Source organism: Actinoplanes sp. NPDC023801, from assembly GCF_040639655.1.
In the GTDB taxonomy this organism is placed as follows: domain Bacteria; phylum Actinomycetota; class Actinomycetes; order Mycobacteriales; family Micromonosporaceae; genus Actinoplanes.
The window spans coordinates 314,346-335,564 of the sequence record NZ_JBFAAI010000005.1; the positions used below are offsets into that span (position 1 = coordinate 314,346).

The 21,219-nt window shown below is 71.7% G+C and carries 20 protein-coding genes; 8 read left to right on the forward strand and 12 right to left on the reverse strand.

Annotation, left to right across the window (positions count from 1 at the left end; translation table 11 throughout):
• The first annotated feature begins 16 nt into the window (after nucleotides 1-16).
• Entirely contained in the window at nucleotides 17-829 is an 813-nt protein-coding gene (locus AB0G04_RS13335) for an alpha/beta fold hydrolase (protein WP_360981542.1), read from the forward strand.
• Between the two features lie 76 nt (nucleotides 830-905).
• Here AB0G04_RS13335 and AB0G04_RS13340 read toward each other — a convergent pair whose 3' ends face one another.
• The 3 genes from AB0G04_RS13340 to AB0G04_RS13350 all read right to left on the reverse strand — a co-directional run bounded on the left by AB0G04_RS13340 (nucleotide 906) and on the right by AB0G04_RS13350 (nucleotide 4,258).
• The gene (locus tag AB0G04_RS13340) at nucleotides 906-1,892 is read right to left on the reverse strand and encodes a hypothetical protein (protein ID WP_360981545.1); all 987 of its coding nucleotides are present in this window, start codon (nucleotides 1,890-1,892) and stop codon (nucleotides 906-908) included.
• A gap of 230 nt (nucleotides 1,893-2,122) precedes the next feature.
• Nucleotides 2,123-2,914 (reverse strand): PRC and DUF2382 domain-containing protein, encoded by a 792-nt coding sequence (locus AB0G04_RS13345; RefSeq protein WP_360981548.1) that lies wholly within the window; start codon nucleotides 2,912-2,914, stop codon nucleotides 2,123-2,125.
• A 153-nt stretch (nucleotides 2,915-3,067) separates the two neighbouring features.
• Nucleotides 3,068-4,258, reverse strand: coding sequence for a citrate synthase 2 (locus AB0G04_RS13350; RefSeq protein ID WP_360981551.1), 1,191 nt, complete (start codon nucleotides 4,256-4,258; stop codon nucleotides 3,068-3,070).
• Nucleotides 4,259-4,325: 67 nt separating this feature from the next.
• Here AB0G04_RS13350 and AB0G04_RS13355 point away from each other — a divergent pair, with 67 nt between their 5' ends.
• The gene (locus tag AB0G04_RS13355) at nucleotides 4,326-5,582 is read left to right on the forward strand and encodes a citrate synthase (protein ID WP_360981554.1); all 1,257 of its coding nucleotides are present in this window, start codon (nucleotides 4,326-4,328) and stop codon (nucleotides 5,580-5,582) included.
• Nucleotides 5,583-5,660: 78 nt separating this feature from the next.
• On the opposite strand, the gene AB0G04_RS13360 is transcribed toward AB0G04_RS13355, so the two are convergent.
• From AB0G04_RS13360 to AB0G04_RS13380, 5 genes are read right to left on the reverse strand one after another with little or no spacing between them, the layout of a single operon-like run.
• Nucleotides 5,661-6,692 carry a branched-chain amino acid ABC transporter permease gene (locus tag AB0G04_RS13360; RefSeq protein WP_360981557.1) on the reverse strand — a complete coding sequence of 344 codons (1,032 nt, stop codon included), beginning with the start codon at nucleotides 6,690-6,692 and terminating at the stop codon, nucleotides 5,661-5,663.
• Nucleotides 6,689-7,555, reverse strand: a complete 867-nt coding sequence (locus tag AB0G04_RS13365) for a branched-chain amino acid ABC transporter permease (protein ID WP_360981560.1) — start codon at nucleotides 7,553-7,555, stop codon at nucleotides 6,689-6,691. Before AB0G04_RS13365 ends, AB0G04_RS13360 begins: the two co-directional genes overlap by 4 nt.
• Before the next feature lies 1 nt (nucleotide 7,556).
• On the reverse strand, nucleotides 7,557-8,261 hold the full coding sequence (locus AB0G04_RS13370; RefSeq protein WP_360981563.1) for an ATP-binding cassette domain-containing protein: 705 nt from the start codon (nucleotides 8,259-8,261) through the stop codon (nucleotides 7,557-7,559).
• On the reverse strand, nucleotides 8,258-9,004 hold the full coding sequence (locus AB0G04_RS13375; RefSeq protein WP_360981566.1) for an ABC transporter ATP-binding protein: 747 nt from the start codon (nucleotides 9,002-9,004) through the stop codon (nucleotides 8,258-8,260). Before AB0G04_RS13375 ends, AB0G04_RS13370 begins: the two co-directional genes overlap by 4 nt.
• A gap of 5 nt (nucleotides 9,005-9,009) precedes the next feature.
• The gene (locus AB0G04_RS13380; protein WP_360981569.1) at nucleotides 9,010-10,167 is read right to left on the reverse strand and encodes a substrate-binding domain-containing protein; all 1,158 of its coding nucleotides are present in this window, start codon (nucleotides 10,165-10,167) and stop codon (nucleotides 9,010-9,012) included.
• A 122-nt stretch (nucleotides 10,168-10,289) separates the two neighbouring features.
• Between AB0G04_RS13380 and AB0G04_RS13385 the strand changes: the two genes are divergently transcribed.
• The 4 genes from AB0G04_RS13385 to AB0G04_RS13400 all read left to right on the forward strand — a co-directional run bounded on the left by AB0G04_RS13385 (nucleotide 10,290) and on the right by AB0G04_RS13400 (nucleotide 13,962).
• Entirely contained in the window at nucleotides 10,290-11,057 is a 768-nt protein-coding gene (locus AB0G04_RS13385; protein ID WP_360981572.1) for a 3-hydroxybutyrate dehydrogenase, read from the forward strand.
• Nucleotides 11,058-11,061: 4 nt separating this feature from the next.
• Nucleotides 11,062-11,868, forward strand: a complete 807-nt coding sequence (locus tag AB0G04_RS13390; RefSeq protein ID WP_360981575.1) for an alpha/beta hydrolase — start codon at nucleotides 11,062-11,064, stop codon at nucleotides 11,866-11,868.
• A complete protein-coding gene (locus AB0G04_RS13395; protein ID WP_360981578.1) occupies nucleotides 11,865-12,494 on the forward strand; it encodes a nitroreductase family protein in 630 nt (209 codons plus the stop codon). The genes AB0G04_RS13390 and AB0G04_RS13395 overlap by 4 nt, the downstream gene beginning before the upstream one ends.
• Before the next feature lie 238 nt (nucleotides 12,495-12,732).
• Nucleotides 12,733-13,962, forward strand: coding sequence for a hypothetical protein (locus AB0G04_RS13400; protein ID WP_360981581.1), 1,230 nt, complete (start codon nucleotides 12,733-12,735; stop codon nucleotides 13,960-13,962).
• A gap of 78 nt (nucleotides 13,963-14,040) precedes the next feature.
• On the opposite strand, the gene AB0G04_RS13405 is transcribed toward AB0G04_RS13400, so the two are convergent.
• Entirely contained in the window at nucleotides 14,041-15,822 is a 1,782-nt protein-coding gene (locus AB0G04_RS13405; protein WP_360981584.1) for an ABC transporter ATP-binding protein, read from the reverse strand.
• Nucleotides 15,823-15,938: 116 nt separating this feature from the next.
• On the opposite strand from AB0G04_RS13405, the gene AB0G04_RS13410 reads away from it, so the two are divergent.
• Complete coding sequence (locus AB0G04_RS13410) at nucleotides 15,939-16,358, forward strand: MarR family transcriptional regulator (protein ID WP_360981719.1); 420 nt, start codon at nucleotides 15,939-15,941, stop codon at nucleotides 16,356-16,358.
• A 43-nt stretch (nucleotides 16,359-16,401) separates the two neighbouring features.
• Here the strand turns inward: AB0G04_RS13410 and AB0G04_RS13415 are convergent, their stop codons facing one another.
• The gene (locus AB0G04_RS13415; RefSeq protein WP_360981587.1) at nucleotides 16,402-17,244 is read right to left on the reverse strand and encodes a UDP-N-acetylglucosamine-peptide N-acetylglucosaminyltransferase; all 843 of its coding nucleotides are present in this window, start codon (nucleotides 17,242-17,244) and stop codon (nucleotides 16,402-16,404) included.
• A gap of 114 nt (nucleotides 17,245-17,358) precedes the next feature.
• The gene (locus AB0G04_RS13420) at nucleotides 17,359-17,838 is read right to left on the reverse strand and encodes a MarR family transcriptional regulator (protein WP_360981590.1); all 480 of its coding nucleotides are present in this window, start codon (nucleotides 17,836-17,838) and stop codon (nucleotides 17,359-17,361) included.
• Nucleotides 17,839-17,936: 98 nt separating this feature from the next.
• On the opposite strand from AB0G04_RS13420, the gene AB0G04_RS13425 reads away from it, so the two are divergent.
• A complete protein-coding gene (locus tag AB0G04_RS13425) occupies nucleotides 17,937-20,003 on the forward strand; it encodes an MMPL family transporter (RefSeq protein WP_360981593.1) in 2,067 nt (688 codons plus the stop codon).
• A gap of 86 nt (nucleotides 20,004-20,089) precedes the next feature.
• On the opposite strand, the gene AB0G04_RS13430 is transcribed toward AB0G04_RS13425, so the two are convergent.
• Nucleotides 20,090-21,205 carry an LLM class flavin-dependent oxidoreductase gene (locus AB0G04_RS13430; RefSeq protein ID WP_360981596.1) on the reverse strand — a complete coding sequence of 372 codons (1,116 nt, stop codon included), beginning with the start codon at nucleotides 21,203-21,205 and terminating at the stop codon, nucleotides 20,090-20,092.
• Between the last annotated feature and the right edge of the window lie 14 nt (nucleotides 21,206-21,219).

A 21,219-nucleotide genomic window follows, 5' to 3' on the forward strand; every position in this document is an offset into this window, starting at 1 on the left:
TGTACGGGGCACGCGCGTGCGCTTGCACGAAAGCGGCGATCCGGCCACCCCGCCGGTGCTGCTGCTGCACGGCATCGGCCGCAGCCTGGAGGACTGGGCGCTGCAGCATCCACTGCTGGACGGCGACTATCGCGTCATCAGCATCGACATGCCCGGGTTCGGCCTGTCCCGGCGGATGCCGTCGCCGACCACCCTCGCGGTACTCGCCGACGGCGTGTGGGCGACCCTCGACACGCTCGGAGAGACCCGGCCCGTCCATCTGATGGGCAACTCGCTCGGCGGTGCCGTGTCGATGGCGATGCTCGCCGCGGCACCCGACCGGGTGTCGACGTTGACGCTCGTCAACAGTGCCGGATTCGGCAAGGAGGTGACGGTCGCCCTGCGGCTGCTGGCCGTACCGGGTATCGGCCGGCAGATGCTGCGCCGCATCGACAGGCTCACCGCGCCCCGGATGGAGCGCATGATCTTCGCCGACCGCACCCTGGTGACCCCCGAGCGCATCGAGATGGCCATCAGGATCGCCCGGCAGCCGGACTTCGTCCCCGTCTACCTGGAGATCGCCAAGGAGCTCGGCGGCCTCCGCGGTGTCGCCGCCGCCTGGCGGACCGAACTCCTGGCCGGCATCGCGGCGTCGGCGAAACCGACCATGCTGATCTGGGGCGAGCGCGATCTCATCCTGCCGAGCAAGCATCTCGCCGCGGCGCGGGCCGCGTTCCCGCACGCGCAGTCGCACCTGTTCCCGCGTTGCGGACACATGCCGCAGATCGAATGTCCGGACGAGTTCGCCGGCCTGGTGCGCCCGATGCTGGCAGGGGTGGCCGTCCCGTAGACATCACCGAGGGGGCACGGTCCGGGCGGCGTGGCGAGGGGTCACCGCCCGGACCGGTCCGGTGCACGGCGGCGCTCTACGCGGCTGCCCGGCGGACGGTCACCTCACTGCGGGCCACGTTGGCGGGGAGGCTGTCGCGGGTCGTGCCGGCGGTCAGCGCTGCCGCGGTCGCCGGGTCGACGACGATGACCGTGAGCTGGAACGTCTCGTCCCCGCCGCTCTCCAGGCCGGCCGGCCCGCAGACGAAGCTCCGTGCTCCGCGGCACACACCGACGACGTGGTGGGCACCGCCGGCACCTTGCCGCCGGAGCAGCCACACCTGGTGGCCGTCGGGCATGTCGACGGTGCCGGTCACCGTGGCGGACGAGCTGACGGTCTCACCGTCACCGGGCTGGCCGATGCTGATCGTCGCGGCCTTCTCCGGCATGCCGGCGCCGCGCAACCTGGCGGTGGACCGCTTCACCGGACGCGCCGGGGCGGTGCCCGCCGGACGGCTCCTCGTACCGGGCAGAACCTTCCGGGCACGGCTCGTGGTCGCCGGTGCCGACGACCGCGACCCGGTCCGGGCACCGGGCATCGACGCCCGCGGGCCGGGCACGAGGCGGTTCCCGGTCGCGGCGGGCGGCACGTACGGTGCCAGGCCGGTTTTCGCCGTGGCGGTGGCGGACGGTGTGACGGCGGGCGGCACGGTGACGGCAGCCGGCGGCCGGAACTCCGGCGTCTCCGCACTCGAACCCGCGGTCCACACGACCACCCCGCCCAGGCTCGCCGCAGCGATCGCGACTCCCACCACCGACGGTTTCCGCACCATCCGTCCGAGGGCGACGGGCGAACGGCCCACCGCTACCACGCGGAGTCCCATCGCCGCCGCACGCAGTCCCAGCACCGTCAACCGGTGCCGTGGCGTCGTCGCCCGGAGCGAGAGCATGGTGGCCCGCACGTCCAGTGCCGCGGGGTCGGGGAACTCGCCGCGCCGCCATGACCGGCCCGGTGCGGGCTCCGCGGGTCGTGAGGGCTTCCGGTGCGGGCTGCCGGGTTCGGACTCCCGGGAGGTGACAACCATCGAACGCCTTCCGCATGATCGACAGGCCGCGGGTGTTCCGCCGGCCGGAACGCCGTGCTCGGCGGCGTCTCCGACCCGATAACCCAGCGAACTCCGATTTGGATGCGGTTGTCCGTAGTGTCCCTTTATGACGCAGCCCTCACCGGCCCGCGCGCTATGGCGCGAGCCGGTGTTCGGACTGCGAGAAGCGCCGGAGGGCGGCCACTCCCCCCGACCGGTCCGGCCGGGCGTCAGCCCAGTTCGCGGCGGCCGTCCGGAAGATCGGCCTCGATGTGCTCCTCGCGGACCGTGCCGGACACCGTCTCCTGCTCGGTAACGGTCTCGGTGGCCAGGCGCACCCGCTCGACGGGCACGGTTTCCGTCTGCACCACCGGCCGTTCGGCGTGCAGGGTGACCTCGTGCTCCGACTCGGTGATGTCCGGGCCGGCGTAGGCGGCCGCGCGGTTCGCCTCGGTGATCGGCTCACGCTCCAGCCGGACCTCCTCATGACTCACCGGTACGGTGATCTGCTCCTGCTTGGTGACCACGTACTTGCGCAGCCGCGCCCGGCCGACCTGCTCGCGGGTGGTGCCGACGCTGAGCCGCTCCTCGGAGCGCGTCATCGCGTCGTCCTCGCCGGAGCTGATGCCACCCGCCCCACGGGACTCCGACATGTCGGCCCCGGCGTACGAGGCGGCGCCGGCCTGGTAGGCGTCATAGGTGTCGTGCCAGTTCATCCCGTAATGCCGGTACAGGACATCGACCTCGTCCTGACCCAGCGGCTCCTCTTCCGACGCGTCGACGTTCGGTGCGTCCTTCACCGTGGCCTTGTCGAACGGGACGATGACACCCTCGTCACGCAGATCGGCGTCCTGCAGCGGGATCAGCGACTCCTTCATGCCGAACAGCCCGGTCCGGACACTGGCCCAGCTCGGCTGCCCGACGCCGTCGCGCCAGACCGTCTCGACCGTACCGATCTTGTCGCCGTCCCGGCCGTAGACCTCGCGGCCGTAGAGCGCGTACACCTTCTCCGCCGTGATCATCTTGATTTCCCCCTTTGGCTGCACTTGCTCCGACACCCGTCCAGTACCCGGCAAGTCATCGGATAGTCGACACAAAAGCCACTATTCGGATTCCGACCGGCCCCGGACGACCGGAACACCGCGGAGGCGATCTCGGCGGGAGCCGGAACGGTGTCAGGCGATGCCGCCTCCGCGGCCGCGGGCAAGCAGGCCGGACCATCCGGGGACCTCGTCGGCCTCGCGCGACGGCGGGCCGACGTAGTCAGCCGACGGGCGGATGATCTTCCCGAGGCGCTTCTGCTCCAGGACGTGGGCGCTCCAGCCGGCCGTCCGGGCGCACGTGAACATGGCCGCGAACATCTCCGCGGGCACGCCGGCGAAGTCCAGGATCACCGCGGCCCAGAACTCGACATTGGTCTCCAGAACCCGGTCCGGTTTGCGTTCGCGCAGCTCGGCCAGGGCGGCCAGTTCCAGTTCGCGGGCCACCTCGTAACGAGGTGCGCACAGTTCGCGGGCGGCCTCCCGCAGGATCCGGGCCCGCGGGTCCTCGGCGCGGTAGACGGCGTGACCGAATCCCATCAGCCGCTGCCCGCTGTCGAGCACCTGTTTGACGTAGCGCCGGGCACCGATGCCCTTCTCGACGGCCTCGATCATGCCGAGTGCCCGCGCCGGCGCCCCGCCGTGCAGTGGCCCGGACAGCGCCGCGATCGCCGCGGACAGGCAGGCCGGAGCGTCGGCCCCGGTGCTGGCGACGACCCGGCCGGTGAACGTGGAGGCGTTCATGCCGTGCTCGGCCGCGCAGATCCAGTAGCGGTCGATCGCGGCGACGTGCCGGGGGTCGGGTTCGCCCTGCCAGGCGATCATGAACCGTTCGGTCGCTGTTCGCCCGGCCTCGACGAGGCTCCGCGGCACCTCCGCCGCCCGGCTTCCGGCTGCCGGTGACGCACCGGAAGGCCCGGCCGCGGGTGCGTGGCGGGCCGGCGGCGGGAACTCGGCCCGGGCGGCCTGAGCCGTGTAGGACAGGATGGCCGCCGAAACCCTCGCCAGGTCGTCACGCGCCTGGGAGTCCGGGATGTCGATCAGCTGACCGAGCCCCCATCGCGGGGCCAGCAGAGCCACCGCGGCCTGCAGGTCGGCCCGGATGTCCCCGGAGTTCTGCACCGGCGCGAGCGTCCCGGCCGCCGGCAGCCCGCGGGTGACGTCGCCGTCGACGAGCAGTCCCCACACGTCCCCGAACGACGCCACCCCGGCGAGCGAGTCGATGTCGACGCCGCGGTACCGCAGCGCCCCGCCGTCCCGGTCGGGTTCGGCGATCTCGGTGTCGAACGCGACGACACCGGCAAGACCTGGATTGACAGTCAACATGCCCTCAATGTGGATTCCGGACATGTTGATGTCAATATTGATTCAGTCAATATGAGAGGATGGTGACATGGCCGCACAACCACTGCTGACCACCGAGGAAGTCGCTATCCTGCTGGGCGTCAAACCCGCCACGGTCTACGCCTACGTCAGCCGTGGCCTGCTCACCAGCCGACGTAACGCGGACGGTAAGAACAGCCTGTTCACCAAGGCCGACGTCGACAACTTCCTGGCGAGCCGGCGACGCACGACCACCCCCGGCATCCAGACCGGCATCACCCTGATCCGGGACGGCAAGCTCTACTTCCGCGGCCGCGACGCCACCGTGCTCGCCCGCACCAGCACCTATGAAGCAGTGGCGGCCTTCCTCTGGACCGGTGAGGGGACCGGCGATCTCAGCGACGGCCACCGGCCCGGACGGCACGCGGAGAGCGACACCGGGCTCCCGGGTGACGACGACCCGGACGGCATCGGTCTCGCCATCAACCACGATCTTCGAGACCTGGCCCGCGACGTGACCCGCCTGCTGCCGCCGACCGCCCGGCTCACCGACCACCTGCGTGTCACCGTCGCCGCCGCGGCCGCCGCCGATCCGCTCCGCTTCGACACCACCCCCGCGGCTGTCGTGGCCACCGGCCGGCAACTGCTCGCCACGATGGTCGAGGGTCTGCCGCCGAGGCAGACGACCCCGGCCCGGCGGCTGTCGTTCGCCGAGGCACTGTGGTCACGGCTCACCGCCGAGGAGCCCACCGATGCGGGACTGCACCTGCTCAACGCCGCTCTGGTGCTGCTCGCCGACCACGACATCGCCGCGTCCACACTCGCCGCCAGGGTGGCCGCGTCCACGCGGGCACACCCCTATGCGGTGGTCGGCGCCGGACTGGCCGCCCTCGACGGCCCGCTGCACGGTGCGGCGAGTGGTCTCGCCTACACACTGCTCGCGGAGTCGGTGTCCGATTCCGGTCCGATGGCCACCGTCTCCGAGCGGCTGCGTGCGGGGCTGCCGATCCCCGGGTTCGGGCATCCGCTCTACCCGGACGGCGATCCGCGCGCCACCACGCTGTTCGATCTGCTCGACGACGGGCCCGCGAAGGAGACCGCACTGCGGCTCGACGCCAATCTGCGTACCCGATCGGGGTCCCCGGCCAACGTCGACCTCGCACTCGCCGCACTCGCCCTGCACTTCGGCATGCCGGCGGACGCCGGTGAGGCGATCTTCGCGGTGGCCCGCACCGCCGGCTGGCTCGCGCACGCCCTCGAGGAGTACGGCGACCGTCCGCTCCGGTTCCGCCCGTCCGGCACCTACGCCGGCAGCCAGCCCGTCTGAGCCCTCGCATGAACAGGCCCGCGAACACGAATCGCCGCGGGCGGAGGGCATCGCCCCGTCACCCGCGGCGTGCCGTGCTCAGGCGGATTCGGCCGCGGCTGAGGTCCGCGTTCGCGGGCGCAGTGCCCGCCGCAACGGCTCGAAGCGGCCGCCGAGTCCGGCCAGCCCGCCCGGCACGAAGTAGACCGCCAGGATGAACAGCGTCCCGAGCACGAACAGCGGCTCCCCGAACGGGCCCGGCAGCGCACCGCCGAGGCGCGCCAGGCGCTGGTCGAGGTAGGCGTACAGCACGCCGCCGAGTACCGCGCCCCACCGGGTGCCGGCGCCTCCGAGCACCGCCATCACGATCAGCGAAAGCGTCAGTTCGGAGGACGCCACGTGCGGCGACGCACCGCCGACCACCAGCGCATACGTCACCCCGCCGAGGCCGGCCAGAGCCCCGGCCAGAACGAAGACCAGGAGCTTCAGCCGGTACGGGGAAAGCCCCAGCACGGCGATCCGGCGCTCGTCGTCACGGAGCCCGGTCAGGGTCCGGCCCAGTGGTGAACGGTCGACGGTGTGCACCACCAGGACGACGACGGTCAGGAAGGCGAGCGCCACCCAGTACAGGTTGACGGTGTTGGTCACCCCGACGAGTGCCGCGGGAAGACCGGCGCTGGCAAGCGGCAGTCCTTCCTCGCCACCGGTCAGGCCGCCCGGATCGCGGCTGATCACGATGTGCCCGACCTGCGCGAACGCGAGCGTCACCATGGAGAACGCGATGCCGGAGGTCTGCAGCGCGACGGATCCGAGCAGCGCGGCCAGCACCGCCGCGGCGAGCACGGTGACCAGCGCCGCCTGCCACAGCGGCCAGCCGTAGTGGCTGATCAGGATGTCGACGCCGTAGGCGCCGGCCGCGATGTAGAGGGCGTGACCGAACGACAGCAGCCCGGACCGGCCGAACAGCAGGTCGTAGCCGAGTGCCAATCCGCCGAACACCAGGCACAGGGCGAGCAGTTGCAGGGTGCCCGGTGAGTTGAGCGGCCCGTCGAACAGACCGGGCAGATGCAGCGTCGACCAGGGCAGAGCGACCGCGACGACGAGCAGAACCAGAGGCGTCAGGCGTTTCACGCGGTGGCCACCTTTCCGGCGAGGCCGGCCGGACGGAGCAGCAGGACGGCGGAGAGCAGGACGACCACGCTCACGTCCCCGGCGCCGGCCGTGCCGTAGTAGTTGACGAACTGCTGGAGCAGCCCGACCGCGACGGCCGCGGCAGCCGCGCCGGCCACCGAGCCGAGCCCGCCGATGACCACCACGATGAACGCGAAGATCAGCAGGGAGGCGCCCTGACCGGGTGAGATGGCGCTGAAGTACATGCCGCCGAGGATCCCGGCGAGCCCGGCCAGCGCGCCGCCGATCGCGAAGACCAGCGTGAACGCGTTGCGCACGTCGATGCCGAGCGCACTGACCATGGCCCGGTTCTCGACACCGGCGCGGATGACCAGGCCGTAGCGGGTGTACCGCAGGAACGCGAGCAGCCCGAGCAGCACGAGCACGGCCGCCCCGATCAGCAGGAACCGGTCGGCGGGCACCTGGGCGCCGGCGACGCCGATGACCTCGGACGCCCACGCCGGCCGCGGGAAGACCCGGGCGTCGGCGCCCCAGACCGACTGCAGCAGTGCCACCCCGGCCAGCGACAGGCCGACGGTGACCAGCACCTGTTCGGTGTGCCGGGTGTAGAGGGGCCGGATCAGCACCAGCTCGACGAGTGCCCCGGTGGCGGCGGCCGCCGCCACGCCGAGCAGCATCGCCGGCAGCAGGCCCCAGCTGCCGGCGACCGACCAGGTGGCGTAGGCGCCGACGGACAGGAACAGTCCGTGCGCGAAGTTGAGCACCCCGGCCAGCCCGAAGACCAGGGACAGGCCGGAGGCGATCAGGAAGTAGAGGGCCGCCAGGCCGAGCCCGGTGAGGGTCAGCAGGACCACGGTGGACATGTCAGTGCCTCCCTGCGGTGGATCCGACGCCGAGCAGCGACCTCGTCGCCTCGGCGTCTCCGAGCAGGTCCGCGGCGCGGCCCTGCCAGGCGGTGCGTCCGGCTTCGAGCACGACGGCGTCGGTGGCGAGGCGGCGGACCACCGCGAGGTTCTGTTCGACAAGCAGTACGGGGACGCGCTCCGCGACCCGCGCCAGCACCACCGCGACGGCCGTGACGACGGCCGGGGCCAGGCCCTTGGTGGGTTCGTCGACGAGCAGCAACCGGTTGGGGTTGAGCAGCACCCGGGCGATGGAGACCATCTGCTGCTGCCCGCCGGACAGGGTGCCGGCCCGTTGCGCGGCCCGCGTCTTCAGTTCCGGGAACAGCTCGTGCACCAGGTCGTAGTCGGGGTCGGGGACGCGTTCGGCGAGGCGCAGGTTCTCGGCGACGGTCAGTCCCGCGAACACGCACCGGTCCTCCGGCACATAGGCGAGCCCGTCGCGCACCAGCTTGTGGGTGGCCCGGCCGAGCACCGGCCGGCCGTCGTACTCGACCGTGCCGGACGCCGGCACCTCGCCGAGCACGGCACGCAGGGTCGTGGTCTTGCCGACGCCGTTACGGCCGAGCAGTGCGGTCACTCCGGTCCCGGCGACGTCGAAGGTGACGCCCTGCAGGATGCGCGAGCCGCCGAGCCGGACGGACAGATCGTTCACGCGCAGGATCACAGCTGCTCCCCCAGGTACGCCTCCTGCACGAAGGCGTCGGCCATCACCGCGTCCGGTGCGTCGCAGGCCAGCAGCGCGCCGTGGTGCAGGACGGCGACCCGGTCGGCGACGTCGAGCACCACGTCCATGTGGTGTTCCACCATGAGCACGCTGCGGCCGCCGTCCGCGGTCAGGCCGCGGATCACCGACACGAGCGCCGGCACCTCCTCGGCGCTGACCCCGGCCATCGGCTCGTCGAGCAGCAGCACCCGCGGTTCCACGGCGAGCAGCAACGCGATCTCCAGCTTTCTCTTCTCGCCGTGCGCGAGCGAACCGGCGAGGCCCCCGGCGCGCTCGGTCAGCCGTACCTCGGTGAGGATCTCGGAGACGCGGACCGCGATGTCGCGGTCGCGCCGGCGGCGCCATGCCAGCGTCGCGCCGCCCCGGCGGGCCTGCACCGCCAGGGCGACGTTCTCGGCGACGGTGAGCGAGCCGAAGACGGCCGAGGTCTGGAAGGTGCGGCCCAGGCCGAGCCGGGCGCGACGGTGCGGGGCGAGCCCGGTGACGTCGTCGCCGTTCAGCAGGATCCGTCCCGAAGTGGGCCGGCGCAGGCCACTGATCAGGTTGAACAGCGAGGTCTTGCCGGCGCCGTTGGGGCCGATGAGGGCCATGAACTCGCCCGGCTCGAGGTGCAGCGTCACGTCGTCGACTATCGGCACGGCACCGATCCGCCAGGTCACGCCGTCGACCGCGACGGTCGCCATGGTGCTCAACCCTTCATCGTCGCGGCCGGTGGGGTGGCGTCCCCGGCGGTGACGGTGCCGGCCGCGGTGACCGCGTCGGGGCCGGTGAGCCGGGCCTGGAACATCGGCTGGAGCAGGGCGTGGTCCTCCGGCCGGACGGTGAGCTTGCCCTTGACCGAGTCGAAGCTGTGGCCCTCGAGCGCCGCGACCATCTTGTCGGCGTCGTCGGGGCTGCTCTGCAGCGCGTGCACGATCATCTGCGCGGCGGCGAAGCCGTCCGGGTGGAACAGGTCGGTCCGCCCGTCCGGTACGGCGGCCTTCAACGCCTGGTAGGCGGCGTTGTCGACAGCTCCGTCGAAGTAGTGGGCGAGCAGGTTCAGCTTCGTTGCGCCCGCGCCGAATCCGGCCCAGGAGGCGCGGATGTCCAGACCGGTGACGACCTTCGTCGAGGAGAGGACGCCCTGCTGGTCGAGTGCCTGCCACATGGCCCCGGCCGTGGTGCCGGCCCAGGCCACGAACACCAGGTCGGGAGCCGCGGCCTTGATCTGGCTGGCGAACGGGGTGAAGTCGGTGGCGTTGGCCGGCACGGCGATGCTGGTGACGGTCGCTCCGGCTCCGCCGAGGACCGCGGTGACAGCGTCGACGTTCGACTTGCCGAACGCCGAGTCGGGGGCGAAGACCAGGACCTTCTTACCGTCACCGAGGTACGACTTCGCGGTCAGAACATCCTGGTACGACTGACGGCCGGACCGGAACGTGTACCTGTTGGCGCCGGTGATCGCGTCGGAGGCGGCCGGGCCGGAGACGAACAGCACCTTGTTCTCGGCGGCGAGCGGGGCGACCTGCAGCGCCACACCCGACGACGTGGAACCGCCGAGCACCTTGTAGCCCTTGCCGATCAGGTCCTTGGCGGCGGCGACCGCCTTGACCGGGTCGCCGGCGTCGTCGGTCCAGGTGACCTCGACGGCCCGGTCGCCGACCTTGCCGGTGCCGCCGGTCGCGTACGACAGGCCCGCTTTGAAACCCTCCGCGTACTGGGCGCCGTAGGTGGCGAGCGGGCCGGACTGGGAGTAGACGATGCCGACGCGGATCGCGCCGTCGGTGGTGGCGGCCTGCGGGCTTCCGCATGCGGTCGTCAAAAGTGCTACCGCCGCGACGGCGGCGGGAATGCGCAAGTACTTCATGCGGCCACACGCTAGAAACACTGCCGCAGCAAAACCACCGGCATCGATCACATGGGATGCGGATCGGTTGTGTGGGCCGGACACATACCAGCGGCGGGCGCGCGGCCCGTACGTTTCCGGCCATGACGACGGCACAGGTGGTCGACCTTGATCTGACGGGCCGGACCGCGCTGGTGACCGGCGCGGGCAGCGGTATCGGGCGTGCATGCGCCGAACGGCTGGCCGCGGCCGGCGCCCACGTGGTGGTGGTGGACATCGACGAGCGGGCCGCGAAGGAGGTGGCCGATGCGACGGGCGGCCGCGCGGTCGCCGCCGACCTGTCCGACCTGGACGCCGTGGACGCCCTCCCGGCCGAGGTGGACGTGCTGGTCAACAATGCCGGGCTGCAGGTGGTGGCGCCGCTGACCGAGTTCCCGCCGGAGAAGTTCGCGCTCCTCCACCGGGTGATGGCCGAGGCGCCGTTCCGGCTCATCAGGCTGGTGCTTCCCCACATGTACGAGCGCGGCTGGGGCCGGATCGTCAACATATCGTCGGTGCACGGGCTGGTGGCATCACCGTTCAAAGCGGCCTACGTGAGCGCCAAACACGCGGTTCAGGGCCTGTCCAAGGTGGCCGCCCTCGAGGGCGCCGCGCACGGCGTCACGTCCAACTGCATCAACCCGGGTTTCGTACGGACGCCGCTGGTGGACAAGCAGATCGCCGATCAGGCAGCGGTGCACGGCATCGCCGAGTCCGAGGTGATCGGGAAGATCCTGCTGGACCGGGCCGCGATCAAGGAGCTGGTCGAACCGGCCGAGGTGGCCGAACTGCTCGCCTACCTGTGCTCGCCACCGGCCCGGCTGATCACCGGATCCTCCCTCACCATCGACTGCGGCTGGACGGCACACTGACGTGATGCAGGAGATCGACATCCCGGTGGCCGGCGGGTTGTTGCGGGCGCTGAGCTGGCCCGGCGACGGTCCGGTCGTGATCGCGGCACACGGGATCACCGCGAATGCGCTGGCCTGGGCCGGCGTGGCGGCGGCACTGCGCGGGCGCGTACACCTGGTGGCTCCTGATCTGCGTGGACGGGCCGGGAGCGCGTCGCTGCCCGGACCGTTCGGCATGGCCGCGCACGCCGCCGACCTGATCGCGGTGGCATCCCACGTCGGCGCGTCACGTCCGGTTCTGGTCGGCCATTCGATGGGCGCCTTCGTGGTCGCCGCCACCGCCGCGCTGCATCCCGACCGGGTCGGGCCGGTGTTGATGGTCGACGGCGGTGTGGCGCTCCCGGTGCCTCCGGGCTTCGACGTCGACGCGGTGCTGCACGCGGTCATCGGCCCGGCCATGGCCCGGCTGTCGATGACGTTCGGCTCCCCGCGGGAGTACCTCGCCTACTTCCGGAAGAACCCGGCCCTCGGCCGTCACTGGTCACCGATGCTGGAGGCATACCTGCTGCGCGACTTCACCGGCAGCGGCTCCTCCTGCAACATCGACGCCGTCCGCGGCGACGCCACCGACATGCTCACGGCACCGCCGCCGGCCCCGTTCCCGCTGCTCTGGGCGCCACGCGGGCTGATGGACGAGGAACCGGGCCTCTACCGCGCCGACCAGCTCACCGGAGTCGACGCCGAGCTCGTGCCGGACGTCAACCACTACACGATCCTGGACGGGCCCGGAGCTCGGCGGGTCGCCGGCCGGATCGCTAGTCTCGCCACATGACCACCGAGCTCTCCCTGATGGAGGCGCTGCACTCCACGCCGGCGCGCCGTTACCTGTCCACCGAGCCGATCGCCGACGACGTGATCCGCGACATCCTGGACGCCGCGATCCGCGGCCCGTCCGCCGGCAACGGGCAGTTCTGGGCCTGGATCGTGGTCCGCGACCCGGACACCAAGAAGCAGATCGCCGGGTGGTACCGGGAGGGCTGGGAACGCCACTACGGCTCCCGCCGCGAGCAGATCCTCGGCTCCCCCGACGGCGGCCCGATGAGCAAGGCCAGCTTCCTGGCGGCCGACCACCTGGCCAGCCACCTCGAGCACGCCCCGGTCTGGATCTTCCCGGTCCTGCTCGGCGCCGCGAAGTCCACCAACCCGCGGCTCGGCTCGTCGATCTACGGCGCCGTCCAGCAGCTGATCCTCGCGGCCCGCGCGCACGGCCTCGGCGCCACCCTCACCACCCTGCACGTCGGCCACGAGGAGGACGTCCGCCGGCTCCTGGGCCTGCCCGACGACGCCCTCACCATGGCGCTGATCCCGCTCGGTCACCCGGCGAAGGGCCGCTGGTCCCAGCCGAAACGGCGCCCCCTGGACGAGGTCGTCCACTTCGAGAAGTTCACCACCGCCTGATCTCGGACGGCGCGCGTCACCGCTCCCGCGGCGGTCCCCGGTGCCGGCGTGGAACTCACGCCGGCTGTCCCGCCGGGGACCGGACCTGCGGAGTATTGACCGACTCCAGTCTAAGGCCCGGACCGGCGCCCGGTCACTCGGTCGATCGACCCCTGTGGAGCTGCCGGAACTCTGCCTAATGTGGCTCCTCGCCGGTTCGTGACGACCGACCCTGGAGGTCCCGCTGTACGACAACGATGTGCTCCGGTCCCGGCTTCGTGGTCTCGCCCGCAATCCCCGAATCCCCGCCGATCTGCTGGCCCGGCTGGCCCACGAACAGCCGAAGGAGGCCGCACGCACCATCCCGTACCGTAAGGAATGGACCGGCGAGCAGTTCGCTGCGCTGGCCGGTCACCCTCTCAGCAAGGTGCGCGCGGCGCTGGCCGAGGCGCTGTACATCACCGCCGAGCAGCGGGCGGTCCTTGTCGAGGACCCCGACCTGACGGTCCTGAGGGTCCTGGCCGAGGGGCCGGACTACTTCTTCGTCTGGGCGTTCAAGCCCCGGCCGACACCGCTACCTGACAGGGCCTACTGGCGGCTGTACGAGCGGTCGCCGAAACTGGCACTGCACCTGACCGTCAACCCGTTCGTGCCGGTGGAGCTGCAGGAACGCCTGGGTGTCGATACGGCACCGGCCGCCGAGAAGCCGCCGGTGAGCCGAGAGGAGGCCGAGGAACAGGCCGCGAGCGACAACGAGTGGACGCGGTCGTGCGCCGCGGCCGAGGCGGCGCTGTCCGCCGGGACCGTGGCGCGGCTGGCCGGCGACCCGTCGCCGCGTGTCCGGCTGGCCGTCTCGATGCGCCCTGAGCTGACCGAGGAGCAGCGGGCCGCCATCGACTACCACGTCGGCCGTGACGACCGGATCACGCCGGCCGACTGGGCGGTCGAGACCCGGGATCCGGCCGAGCAGGCCCGCTGTGCGCGCTCGGCTCACATCGGCCTGCGCCGCAGCGTCGCCTGCAACCCTCACCTGTCCGCCGGCCTGATCGCGATGCTGGCCGGGGACGACGACTTCGCGGTCCGTCTGCTGCTCTGCGAACGGCACCTCGACGTCCCGCCGGACACGGTGCTGACCACGTTCCTGGAGGCCACGACGATGACCCGTGGCCGGCTGCTGCAGCATCCCAGCCTGCTCGCCAGCGGACTGGCCCGGCTGGCCGGCCATCCGGACCCGCAGGCCCGAGCCTTGGCGGTCCGCGACCCGGACGCCGGCCCGGAACTGGTCGAACGGCTCAGCCGTGACCCCGACCCGCTGGTACGGGGCCGGGCCGCCGACGATCCGCGGTTGCCGCTCGATCGTCTGCTGGAACTGTTCGAGGACCCGGAAACCGCCGGCCCCGCAGCCGCCAGCCCGAACCTGCCGATCCCCCTGATGCACCGCATCCTGAGCGATGCCGCCGCCCCCGAAAATCAGGGCACCCCCACCTGACCGAACCCACCGCCGCCCGGCGGGCGGCGGGTCAGCGGGCGGGCGGCTAAACGGCGGCGGGCGGTGAGGGGCGGCGGATCAGCGGGCCAGGGCCGCGTAGCGGCCCTCGGCCCGCAGCAACGCGTCGTGCGTGCCCGACTCGAGGATGCGGCCGTGATCGATCACCGCGATCTGGTCGGCGTCACGGACCGTGGACAGCCGGTGCGCGATGGTCACCGTGGTGCGGCCGCGGGACAGTTCGTCGAAGGCACGCTGCACGGCCCGCTCGGTCTCGTTGTCGAGTGCGCTGGTCGCCTCGTCGAGGACGAGGATGCGCGGGTCGCGCAGCAGGGTGCGGGCGATCGCGATGCGCTGCTTCTCCCCGCCGGAGAACCGGTGGCCGCGGGAGCCGACCATCGTGTCGTAACCGTCCGGCAGGGCCGTGATCAGGTCGTGGATCTGTGCGGCTCGGGCGGCCCGCTCGATGTCGGCGTCCGTGGCGTCCGGTTTCGCGTACCGCAGGTTCTCCCGGATCGTGGTGTGCAGCAGATAGGTCTCCTGGCTGACGACGCCGACGATGCCGGCCAGGTCGTCGAGGGCCAGGTCGCGCAGGTCGACGCCGTCGATCGTGACGCGGCCCGACGTCGGGTCGTGCAGGCGGGCGATCAGGCCGGCGATGGTGCTCTTGCCCGAGCCGGTCTCACCGACGAGGGCGAGCGACGTGCCGGCCGGGACGTCCAGACTCACTCCGGCCAGTGCGGCGGTGGGGCTTCCGTCGTACACGAAAGTCACGTCCTCGAACCGCAGGTGGCCCCGCACCTCGGTGAGCCGGACGGGGGTCGCCGGTTCGCCGATCTCGATCGGCAGGTCGAGGTACTCGAAGATGCGGTGGAACAGCGCGAGCGAGGCGGTGAGCGTGACGCCGACGTCGAGCAGGCTCATCAGCGGCCGGAACAGGCCCGCCTGCAGACCGGTGAACGCGACGAGCGTGCCGATGCTCATCGCGCCGGCCGCGAACGGCAGGCCGGCGGCCAGGTAGATGACTGCCGGGATGATCGCGAACACCACGTTCATGGTGGCCATCCGCCAGCGGCCGGCCAGCTCGGAGCGCAGCTCCAGGTCGATGAGGCGGGCCGAGGAGGCGGTGAACCGCTCGGTCAGCGCGCCGCTCGCACCCATGGTCTTGGCCAGCTGGACACCGCTGATCGACAGGCCCTCGTCGATGATCACGTTGAGGTCGGCGAGCTCGCGCTGCCGCTGCGCGGTGATGGCCTGGCGCATCCGGGCGACGCGGCGGGTCCAGTAGATCGCCGGGGGCAGCGCGATCAGCGACACCAGCGTGAGCTGCCAGGAGAGCGCGGTCATCGCGACCAGCGTGGCGATGACGGTGGTCAGGTTGGCCGCTACGGAGGTGGCGGTCGACGTGACGACCTGCTGCATGCCGCCGATGTCGTTGGTGATGCGGGACTGCACCTCGCCGGTGCGGGTGCGGGTGAAGAAGCCGACGGACTGGCGCTGCAGGTGCGCGAACACCCGGGTGCGCAGCCGGTGCATGACGCGCTGGCCGACCGTGGTCGCGATCCAGGTCTGCACGACGCCGAGCGCGGAGGTGGCCGCCGCGATGCCGACCATGCCGGCGACCAGCAGGATCAGCAGCCGCAGGTCGGACTGCGGAAGAGCGACGTCGATGATTTCGCGCAGCAGGAACGGCGAACCCATCGAGATGACGGACGAGACGACGATGACGGCCACGACGACGGCGAGATGCCGGCGGTGACCGACGAACAGCGCGCCGATGCGGCGCAGCGGAACGGCGCGGGCCTGCGCCTTCTCCGCGGGGGTCAGGGTGCGTGCCGCGCCGCGGCCTTTGCCTTCTGCCAAGAGCGATCCTTTTCTGTACGGCTGCACGCTCCGTGGGCCGTTCGGTGCGATCCACGGGCGCCAGGGTTAAAGCTGAGGTTACCTCAACATGAGGTTACAACGGTAGCCACTGTTAGATTGTTCCCGTGGAGGAGACCCTGGCCGAGTCGTTCTGGGCGGTGACGCGACGCCTGCGCCTGCACACCCGCAACGCTCTGCAGCCGTGGCACGTCTCGCCGTCGCAGTCCCGGGCACTGGGCGTGCTCTCCCGGCACGGCGAGATGCGGCTCAGCGCCGTGGCCGAGCACCTGCGCATCGCGCCGCGATCAGCCACCGAGGTCATCGACGACCTGCAGGAACGCGGCCTGGTCGAACGCCGCCCCGACCCGTCGGACCGGCGCGCCACCCTGGTCGCGCTGACCGGGCAGGGCATCACCACGGCACACGCCATCGACGAGGCCCGCGCCGCCGAGGCCGAGCGCCTGTTCACCGTCCTCAACGCGGCCGACCGGGCCGAGCTGGCCCGGATCCTGCGCCAGTTGCGCGACGCACCCTGACCCCGCCCGCGCGCACCGGCCGGGCGCGGCAGGACGAACCGGATCAGGTGGCCGGGCGCGCCAGGGCGGAGACGCAGCCCGCGGTGCCGGCCGCGCACAGCAGCGAGAGGTAGAGCCCGGACGGCGCGACGAGCAGCCCGGACGCCTCGAGGGTGCCGACGCCGGCGAGCGCCGCGAGGAACCAGACCAGCGCCACCCGCGCCACGTGCCCGAGCGCGTCACGGCCGGCCCCGGTCCGCCGCCGGGCGGTCCGGCCCGGGTGGACACGCAGCGACTCGGCGAACTCGTCGGCCGCCAGCGCCAGCGACGCCGCGTCGATCGCCGAGTTCATCGCCTTCTCGAACGCCTTGAGCGCAGCCCGAGCCCCGGCGTGTCCGAAGTCGATCGCCAGCGCCCGGCCGACCGCCTCCCGCGCGCTCAGCGGCCGCCCGATGGCGAACAGCGCCAGTCCGTAGGTGACCTGCAGGTCGGCGTCGTACCCGGCCAGATCGGCGACGCACCGCAGACCCTCCGCCGCGTCGGTCGGCAGGCCGGCCGCGAGCTGTGCCTCGGCGAGCCGGTTGTGCAGGCGCGGGTTGCCGGGGTCCTCCCGGCAGGCGGCGGCCGCGGCGGCGATGGCCTCGGCGTGGTCGGCGAGCCGGGACCGGGCGTGGCTGAGCCAGAAGAGCGACTCGACGTCGTACGGATCGAAGTGCCACGCGGCCTGCGCGGCGAGCAGCGCGCCGGTCAGGTCGTCGAGGGCGAGCCGGGCACGGGCCATCCGATGCCAGGCACCGACGTTCTCGGGCTCACGCCCGACGAAGGGCGCGAGCAGCAGTTCGGCATTGTGGGCACGGCCGCGGGCGAGCAGGGCATCGGCCTCGGCGAGTAGGGGCTCGGTTCGCACGCCGCCATTGATCGGCAGCCGCCCGCCCCGCTTGCACCCGCGCCCCGGTGCACGTCCGTTGCAAAGCCCGCGCCCGCCGGCCGTACCTCAAAAAGGTCTCCGGCACCGGCAGGTTCAGGGCTTGCGGAGCTCGTCGCGGTAGGAGACCAGCGCCTCGTTCATGCCCTGCAGGAACTTCTCGATGACCTGGAGCTCGTCGACGCCGAACTGGGCCATCACCTGGTCGGTACGCGGGGCCAGCGGCGCGAAGAACGACACGGCGAGGGCCATGCCGGCGTCGGCGTAGCGCAGGTGCACTACCCGGCGGTCGGCGCTCTCCCGGCAGCGGCGCAGGTGGCCACCGCGTTCCAGGCGGTCGATCAGCGCGGTGGTCGCCCCGGACGTCAGGCCGATCGCCTCACCGAGCTTGCCGGGGGTGAGCGGCGTCCCGCGGCGTTCGGCGTGCATGACGGCGAGCAGCGCGTGCATGTCGGTCGCGTGCAGGCGGTGCTGGCCGGCGAAGGCGTGCCCGATGTGCTGCGCCTCGCTGCTGTAGGTGTTCAACAGGTCGACGAGGTCCCTGCGCAACCTGGCGCGTTCCGCAGTCTCGTTCACTTCCACGGGGGTAAGTGTTGCAGATACGTCGCCGGTGATGAACAATCTCGATTGTAAAGATTCTCAGTCTTGAAGACATGCTCTAGGGGGCACCTGCGATGAGAAGGGCATGGGCGACGCTTCTCCTGGCCTTGGTGCTCGGCGGACTGGTGTTCGGGTTTGCCGGGACGACCGAGACCGACAACGATCCGACGTCCTCACTGCCGTCCTCGGCGGACTCGACGCGGGTCGCCGAACTGCAGAAGCAGCTGCCGTCCGGACGGACCAACCCGGCGCTGATCGTCGTCGCCAAGGGCGGGCAGGCACTCACCGACGCCGACCTGGTCACCGTGCAGGGCCTCGGGCAGCCGATCTTCTCCGGGGACCGCAAGGCCGCCCTGGTGACCGTGACGATGCCGGCCACCGGTGACGCCGACGCCACCATCCAGGCCGTCAAGGAGCTGCGTGCCAAGGTCTCCGACGGCCTGCCGGCCGGAGTCACCGCGCAGGTCACCGGCGGCGCCGGGTTCAGCGCCGACCTGTCGGACAGTTTCAGCGGCGCCAACACCAAGCTGCTCATCGTCACGGTCGTGGTCGTCACGATCCTGCTGCTCGTCACGTACCGCAGCCCGATCCTGTGGGTCGTGCCGCTGTTCGTCGTCGGGTTCGCCGACCAGCTGGCCGCCAAGGTGATCGCGCTGCTGTCGCAGCACACCGACCTGGCCGTGAACGGATCGACCACCGGCATCGTCACGGTGCTCGTGTTCGGTGCCGGCACCGACTACGCGCTGCTGCTGATCTCCCGCTACCGGGAGGAGCTGCACCGGTACGAGAGCCGCTTCGAAGCCATGGCCAAGGCGCTGCGCGGGGCCGGCCCGGCCATCGCCGCCAGTGCCGGCACCGTCATCCTCGCCCTGCTCACGCTGATCCTGGCCAGCCTCAAGAGCAATGTCGCACTGGGCATCACCGCGGCCGCCGGCGTCGCCATCGCCGCCGTGTTCGCCCTTGTCGTGCTGCCGGCCGCGCTGGTGATCTGCGGCCGCGGCCTGTTCTGGCCGTTCATCCCCCGGTTCAGTGAGGCCGGCCCGGAGGACGGCAAGGGCCTGTGGGCGAAGGTGGGCCGTGGCGTGGTCCGCCGCCCCGTCGCCGTCACCCTCCTGTCGGCGATCGTGCTCGGGCTGCTGTCGCTCGGTGGGCTCGGCACCAAGGTGGGCCTGTCGCAGGCCGAGCAGTTCCGGGTCGAGGCCGAATCGGTGCAGGGCCTGGAGACGCTCAGCAAATACTTCCCGGCCGGTGCCGCCGGTCCCGCGGTGATCCTGACCGAACCCGCCAAGGCGGAGCAGGTGCTGGCGACCGTCTCCGGCACCGGGGGCGTCGCCCAGGCCCGCATCGCCGAGCAGACCGCCTCCCAGGTCAGCATCAGCGCCGTGCTGGAGGCCGCACCGGACACCGCCGAGGCGTTCCGCACGATCCGTGACCTGCGGGCGAATCTGGACGGCGAGGCGCTGGTCGGCGGTACGGTGGCGACCGCCCTGGACACCCGCGACGCCGCCCGCCGCGACCTCGGCGTCATCGTCCCGGTGATCCTGGCCGTGGTGTTCCTGGTGCTGGTCGCGCTGCTGCGGGCGATCGTGGCACCGGTACTGCTGATGATCACCGTGGTGGTGAGCTTCGTGGCCTCGCTCGGCGCCGGTTCGTGGCTGTTCCGGAACGTGTTCGACTACCCGGCACTGGACAACTCGGTACCGCTGTTCTCGTTCCTGTTCCTGGTCGCGCTCGGTGTCGACTACAACATCTTCCTGGTCACCCGGGCCAAGGAGGAGGCGGCCACCCGGGGCACGAAGGACGGCATGGTGCACGCGCTGGCCGTCACCGGTGCGGTCATCACCAGCGCCGGCATCCTGCTGGCGGCGGTGTTCGCGGTCCTCGGCGTGCTCCCGGTGGTCACCCTGACCCAGATCGGCGTGATCGTCGGTATCGGGGTGCTGCTGGACACGCTGCTCGTCCGTACCGTGCTGGTGCCTGCCCTCGCCACCCTCACCGGGGACCGCTTCTGGTGGCCGGGACGCCCGCAGGCGGCCGCGGCACCCGCCGGCGGCGACGCGGACCAGACCAAGCCGCGGCCGGACTGGGACACGGTGAACCGCACGCAGATCGCCGAGTCCGCCGGGGACACGAACCGCTGAGACCCGCAAACAAAACCGGCTGACCTGCACCGCTGTCTCAGGCACGTTGAGGCAGCGGTGAGGGCCAGCCGGCGTTCAAGGACGGGTCAGCGGGTCAGGGGCATGCCGGCGAACGGGATCGCCGCCGGTGCCGGACCGGTGTCCCCGGCCGGGTGCCGCCACACGCCACGGCGGCGCAACTCGGGCAGCACGCCCTCGCCGAACTGGTACGCCTCCTCCAGGTGCGGGTAGCCGGAGAGGATGAACTCGTCGATGCCGAGGGCCGCGTACTCCTCGATCCGGTCGGCGACCTCGGTGTGACTGCCGACCAGGGCGGTGCCGGCGCCGCCCCGGACCAGTCCGACACCGGCCCACAGGTTCGGCGCGACGACCAGGCCGTCGCGGTCGCCGCCGTGCAGCTCACGCATCCGCTGCTGCCCCACCGACTCGCTGCGGGCCAGGCCTGCCTGCACGGCCTCGATGTCGGCCGGGGACACGTTGCGCAGCAGGCGTTCGGCCTCGGCCCAGGCCGCCTCGGCGGTGTCACGCGTGATCACGTGCAGGCGGATACCGAAGCGCATGTCCGGCTTGAGCGTGCGGATCCAGGCCAGCTTCCCGGCCACCTGCGCGGGCGGTTCACCCCAGGTCAGGTAGACGTCGGCATGTGCCGCGGCGACCGGGCCGGCCGCTTTCGACGACCCGCCGAAGTAGATCGCCGGACGCTGCGCGGGGACACGGGCCAGGCGAGCCTCCTCGACCTGGATGAACGAACCCGCGTACGAGATGGTCTCGCCCCTCAGCAACCCGTTGACCACCGTGAGGAATTCGCCGGTCCGCGCGTAGCGCGAGTCCTTGTCGAGGAAGTCACCGAACTGGCGCTGCTCGTGCGATTCGCCGCCGGTGACCACGTTGAGCATCAGGCGGTCGCCGGAGAGGCGCTGGAAGGTCGACGCCATCTGCGCCGCGAGCGTCGGTGAGATGAGGCCGGGCCGGAAGGCGACCAGGAACTTCAGCCGCTCGGTGACCTCGGTGAGCATCGCGGTGGACAACCAGGCGTCCTCGCACCAGGCTCCCGTCGGGGTGAGCGCGCCGACGAAGCCGAGCTGCTCGGCGCTGCGGGCGATCTGCCCGAGGTAGCCGATCGTCAGGGGGCGCACGCCGTCGGCGGTGGCCACGATGTCGCGGCTGTCGCCGTTGGTGGGGAGAAACCAGTGGAAGTCCATGCGGCCAACACTAT

What these genes read in the sequence shown, in the direction of transcription:
- AB0G04_RS13340 (WP_360981545.1), bottom strand. Translation starts at nt 1,892, where the DNA reads ATGGTTGTCACCTCCCGGGAGTCCGAACCCGGCAGCCCGCACCGGAAG.
- AB0G04_RS13345 (WP_360981548.1), bottom strand. Translation starts at nt 2,914, where the DNA reads ATGATCACGGCGGAGAAGGTGTACGCGCTCTACGGCCGCGAGGTCTAC.
- AB0G04_RS13350 (WP_360981551.1), bottom strand. Translation starts at nt 4,258, where the DNA reads ATGTTGACTGTCAATCCAGGTCTTGCCGGTGTCGTCGCGTTCGACACC.
- AB0G04_RS13355 (WP_360981554.1), top strand. Translation starts at nt 4,326, where the DNA reads ATGGCCGCACAACCACTGCTGACCACCGAGGAAGTCGCTATCCTGCTG.
- AB0G04_RS13365 (WP_360981560.1), bottom strand. Translation starts at nt 7,555, where the DNA reads ATGTCCACCGTGGTCCTGCTGACCCTCACCGGGCTCGGCCTGGCGGCC.
- AB0G04_RS13375 (WP_360981566.1), bottom strand. Translation starts at nt 9,004, where the DNA reads ATGGCGACCGTCGCGGTCGACGGCGTGACCTGGCGGATCGGTGCCGTG.
- AB0G04_RS13380 (WP_360981569.1), bottom strand. Translation starts at nt 10,167, where the DNA reads ATGAAGTACTTGCGCATTCCCGCCGCCGTCGCGGCGGTAGCACTTTTG.
- AB0G04_RS13385 (WP_360981572.1), top strand. Translation starts at nt 10,290, where the DNA reads ATGACGACGGCACAGGTGGTCGACCTTGATCTGACGGGCCGGACCGCG.
- AB0G04_RS13390 (WP_360981575.1), top strand. Translation starts at nt 11,062, where the DNA reads ATGCAGGAGATCGACATCCCGGTGGCCGGCGGGTTGTTGCGGGCGCTG.
- AB0G04_RS13395 (WP_360981578.1), top strand. Translation starts at nt 11,865, where the DNA reads ATGACCACCGAGCTCTCCCTGATGGAGGCGCTGCACTCCACGCCGGCG.
- AB0G04_RS13425 (WP_360981593.1), top strand. Translation starts at nt 17,937, where the DNA reads ATGAGAAGGGCATGGGCGACGCTTCTCCTGGCCTTGGTGCTCGGCGGA.
- AB0G04_RS13430 (WP_360981596.1), bottom strand. Translation starts at nt 21,205, where the DNA reads ATGGACTTCCACTGGTTTCTCCCCACCAACGGCGACAGCCGCGACATC.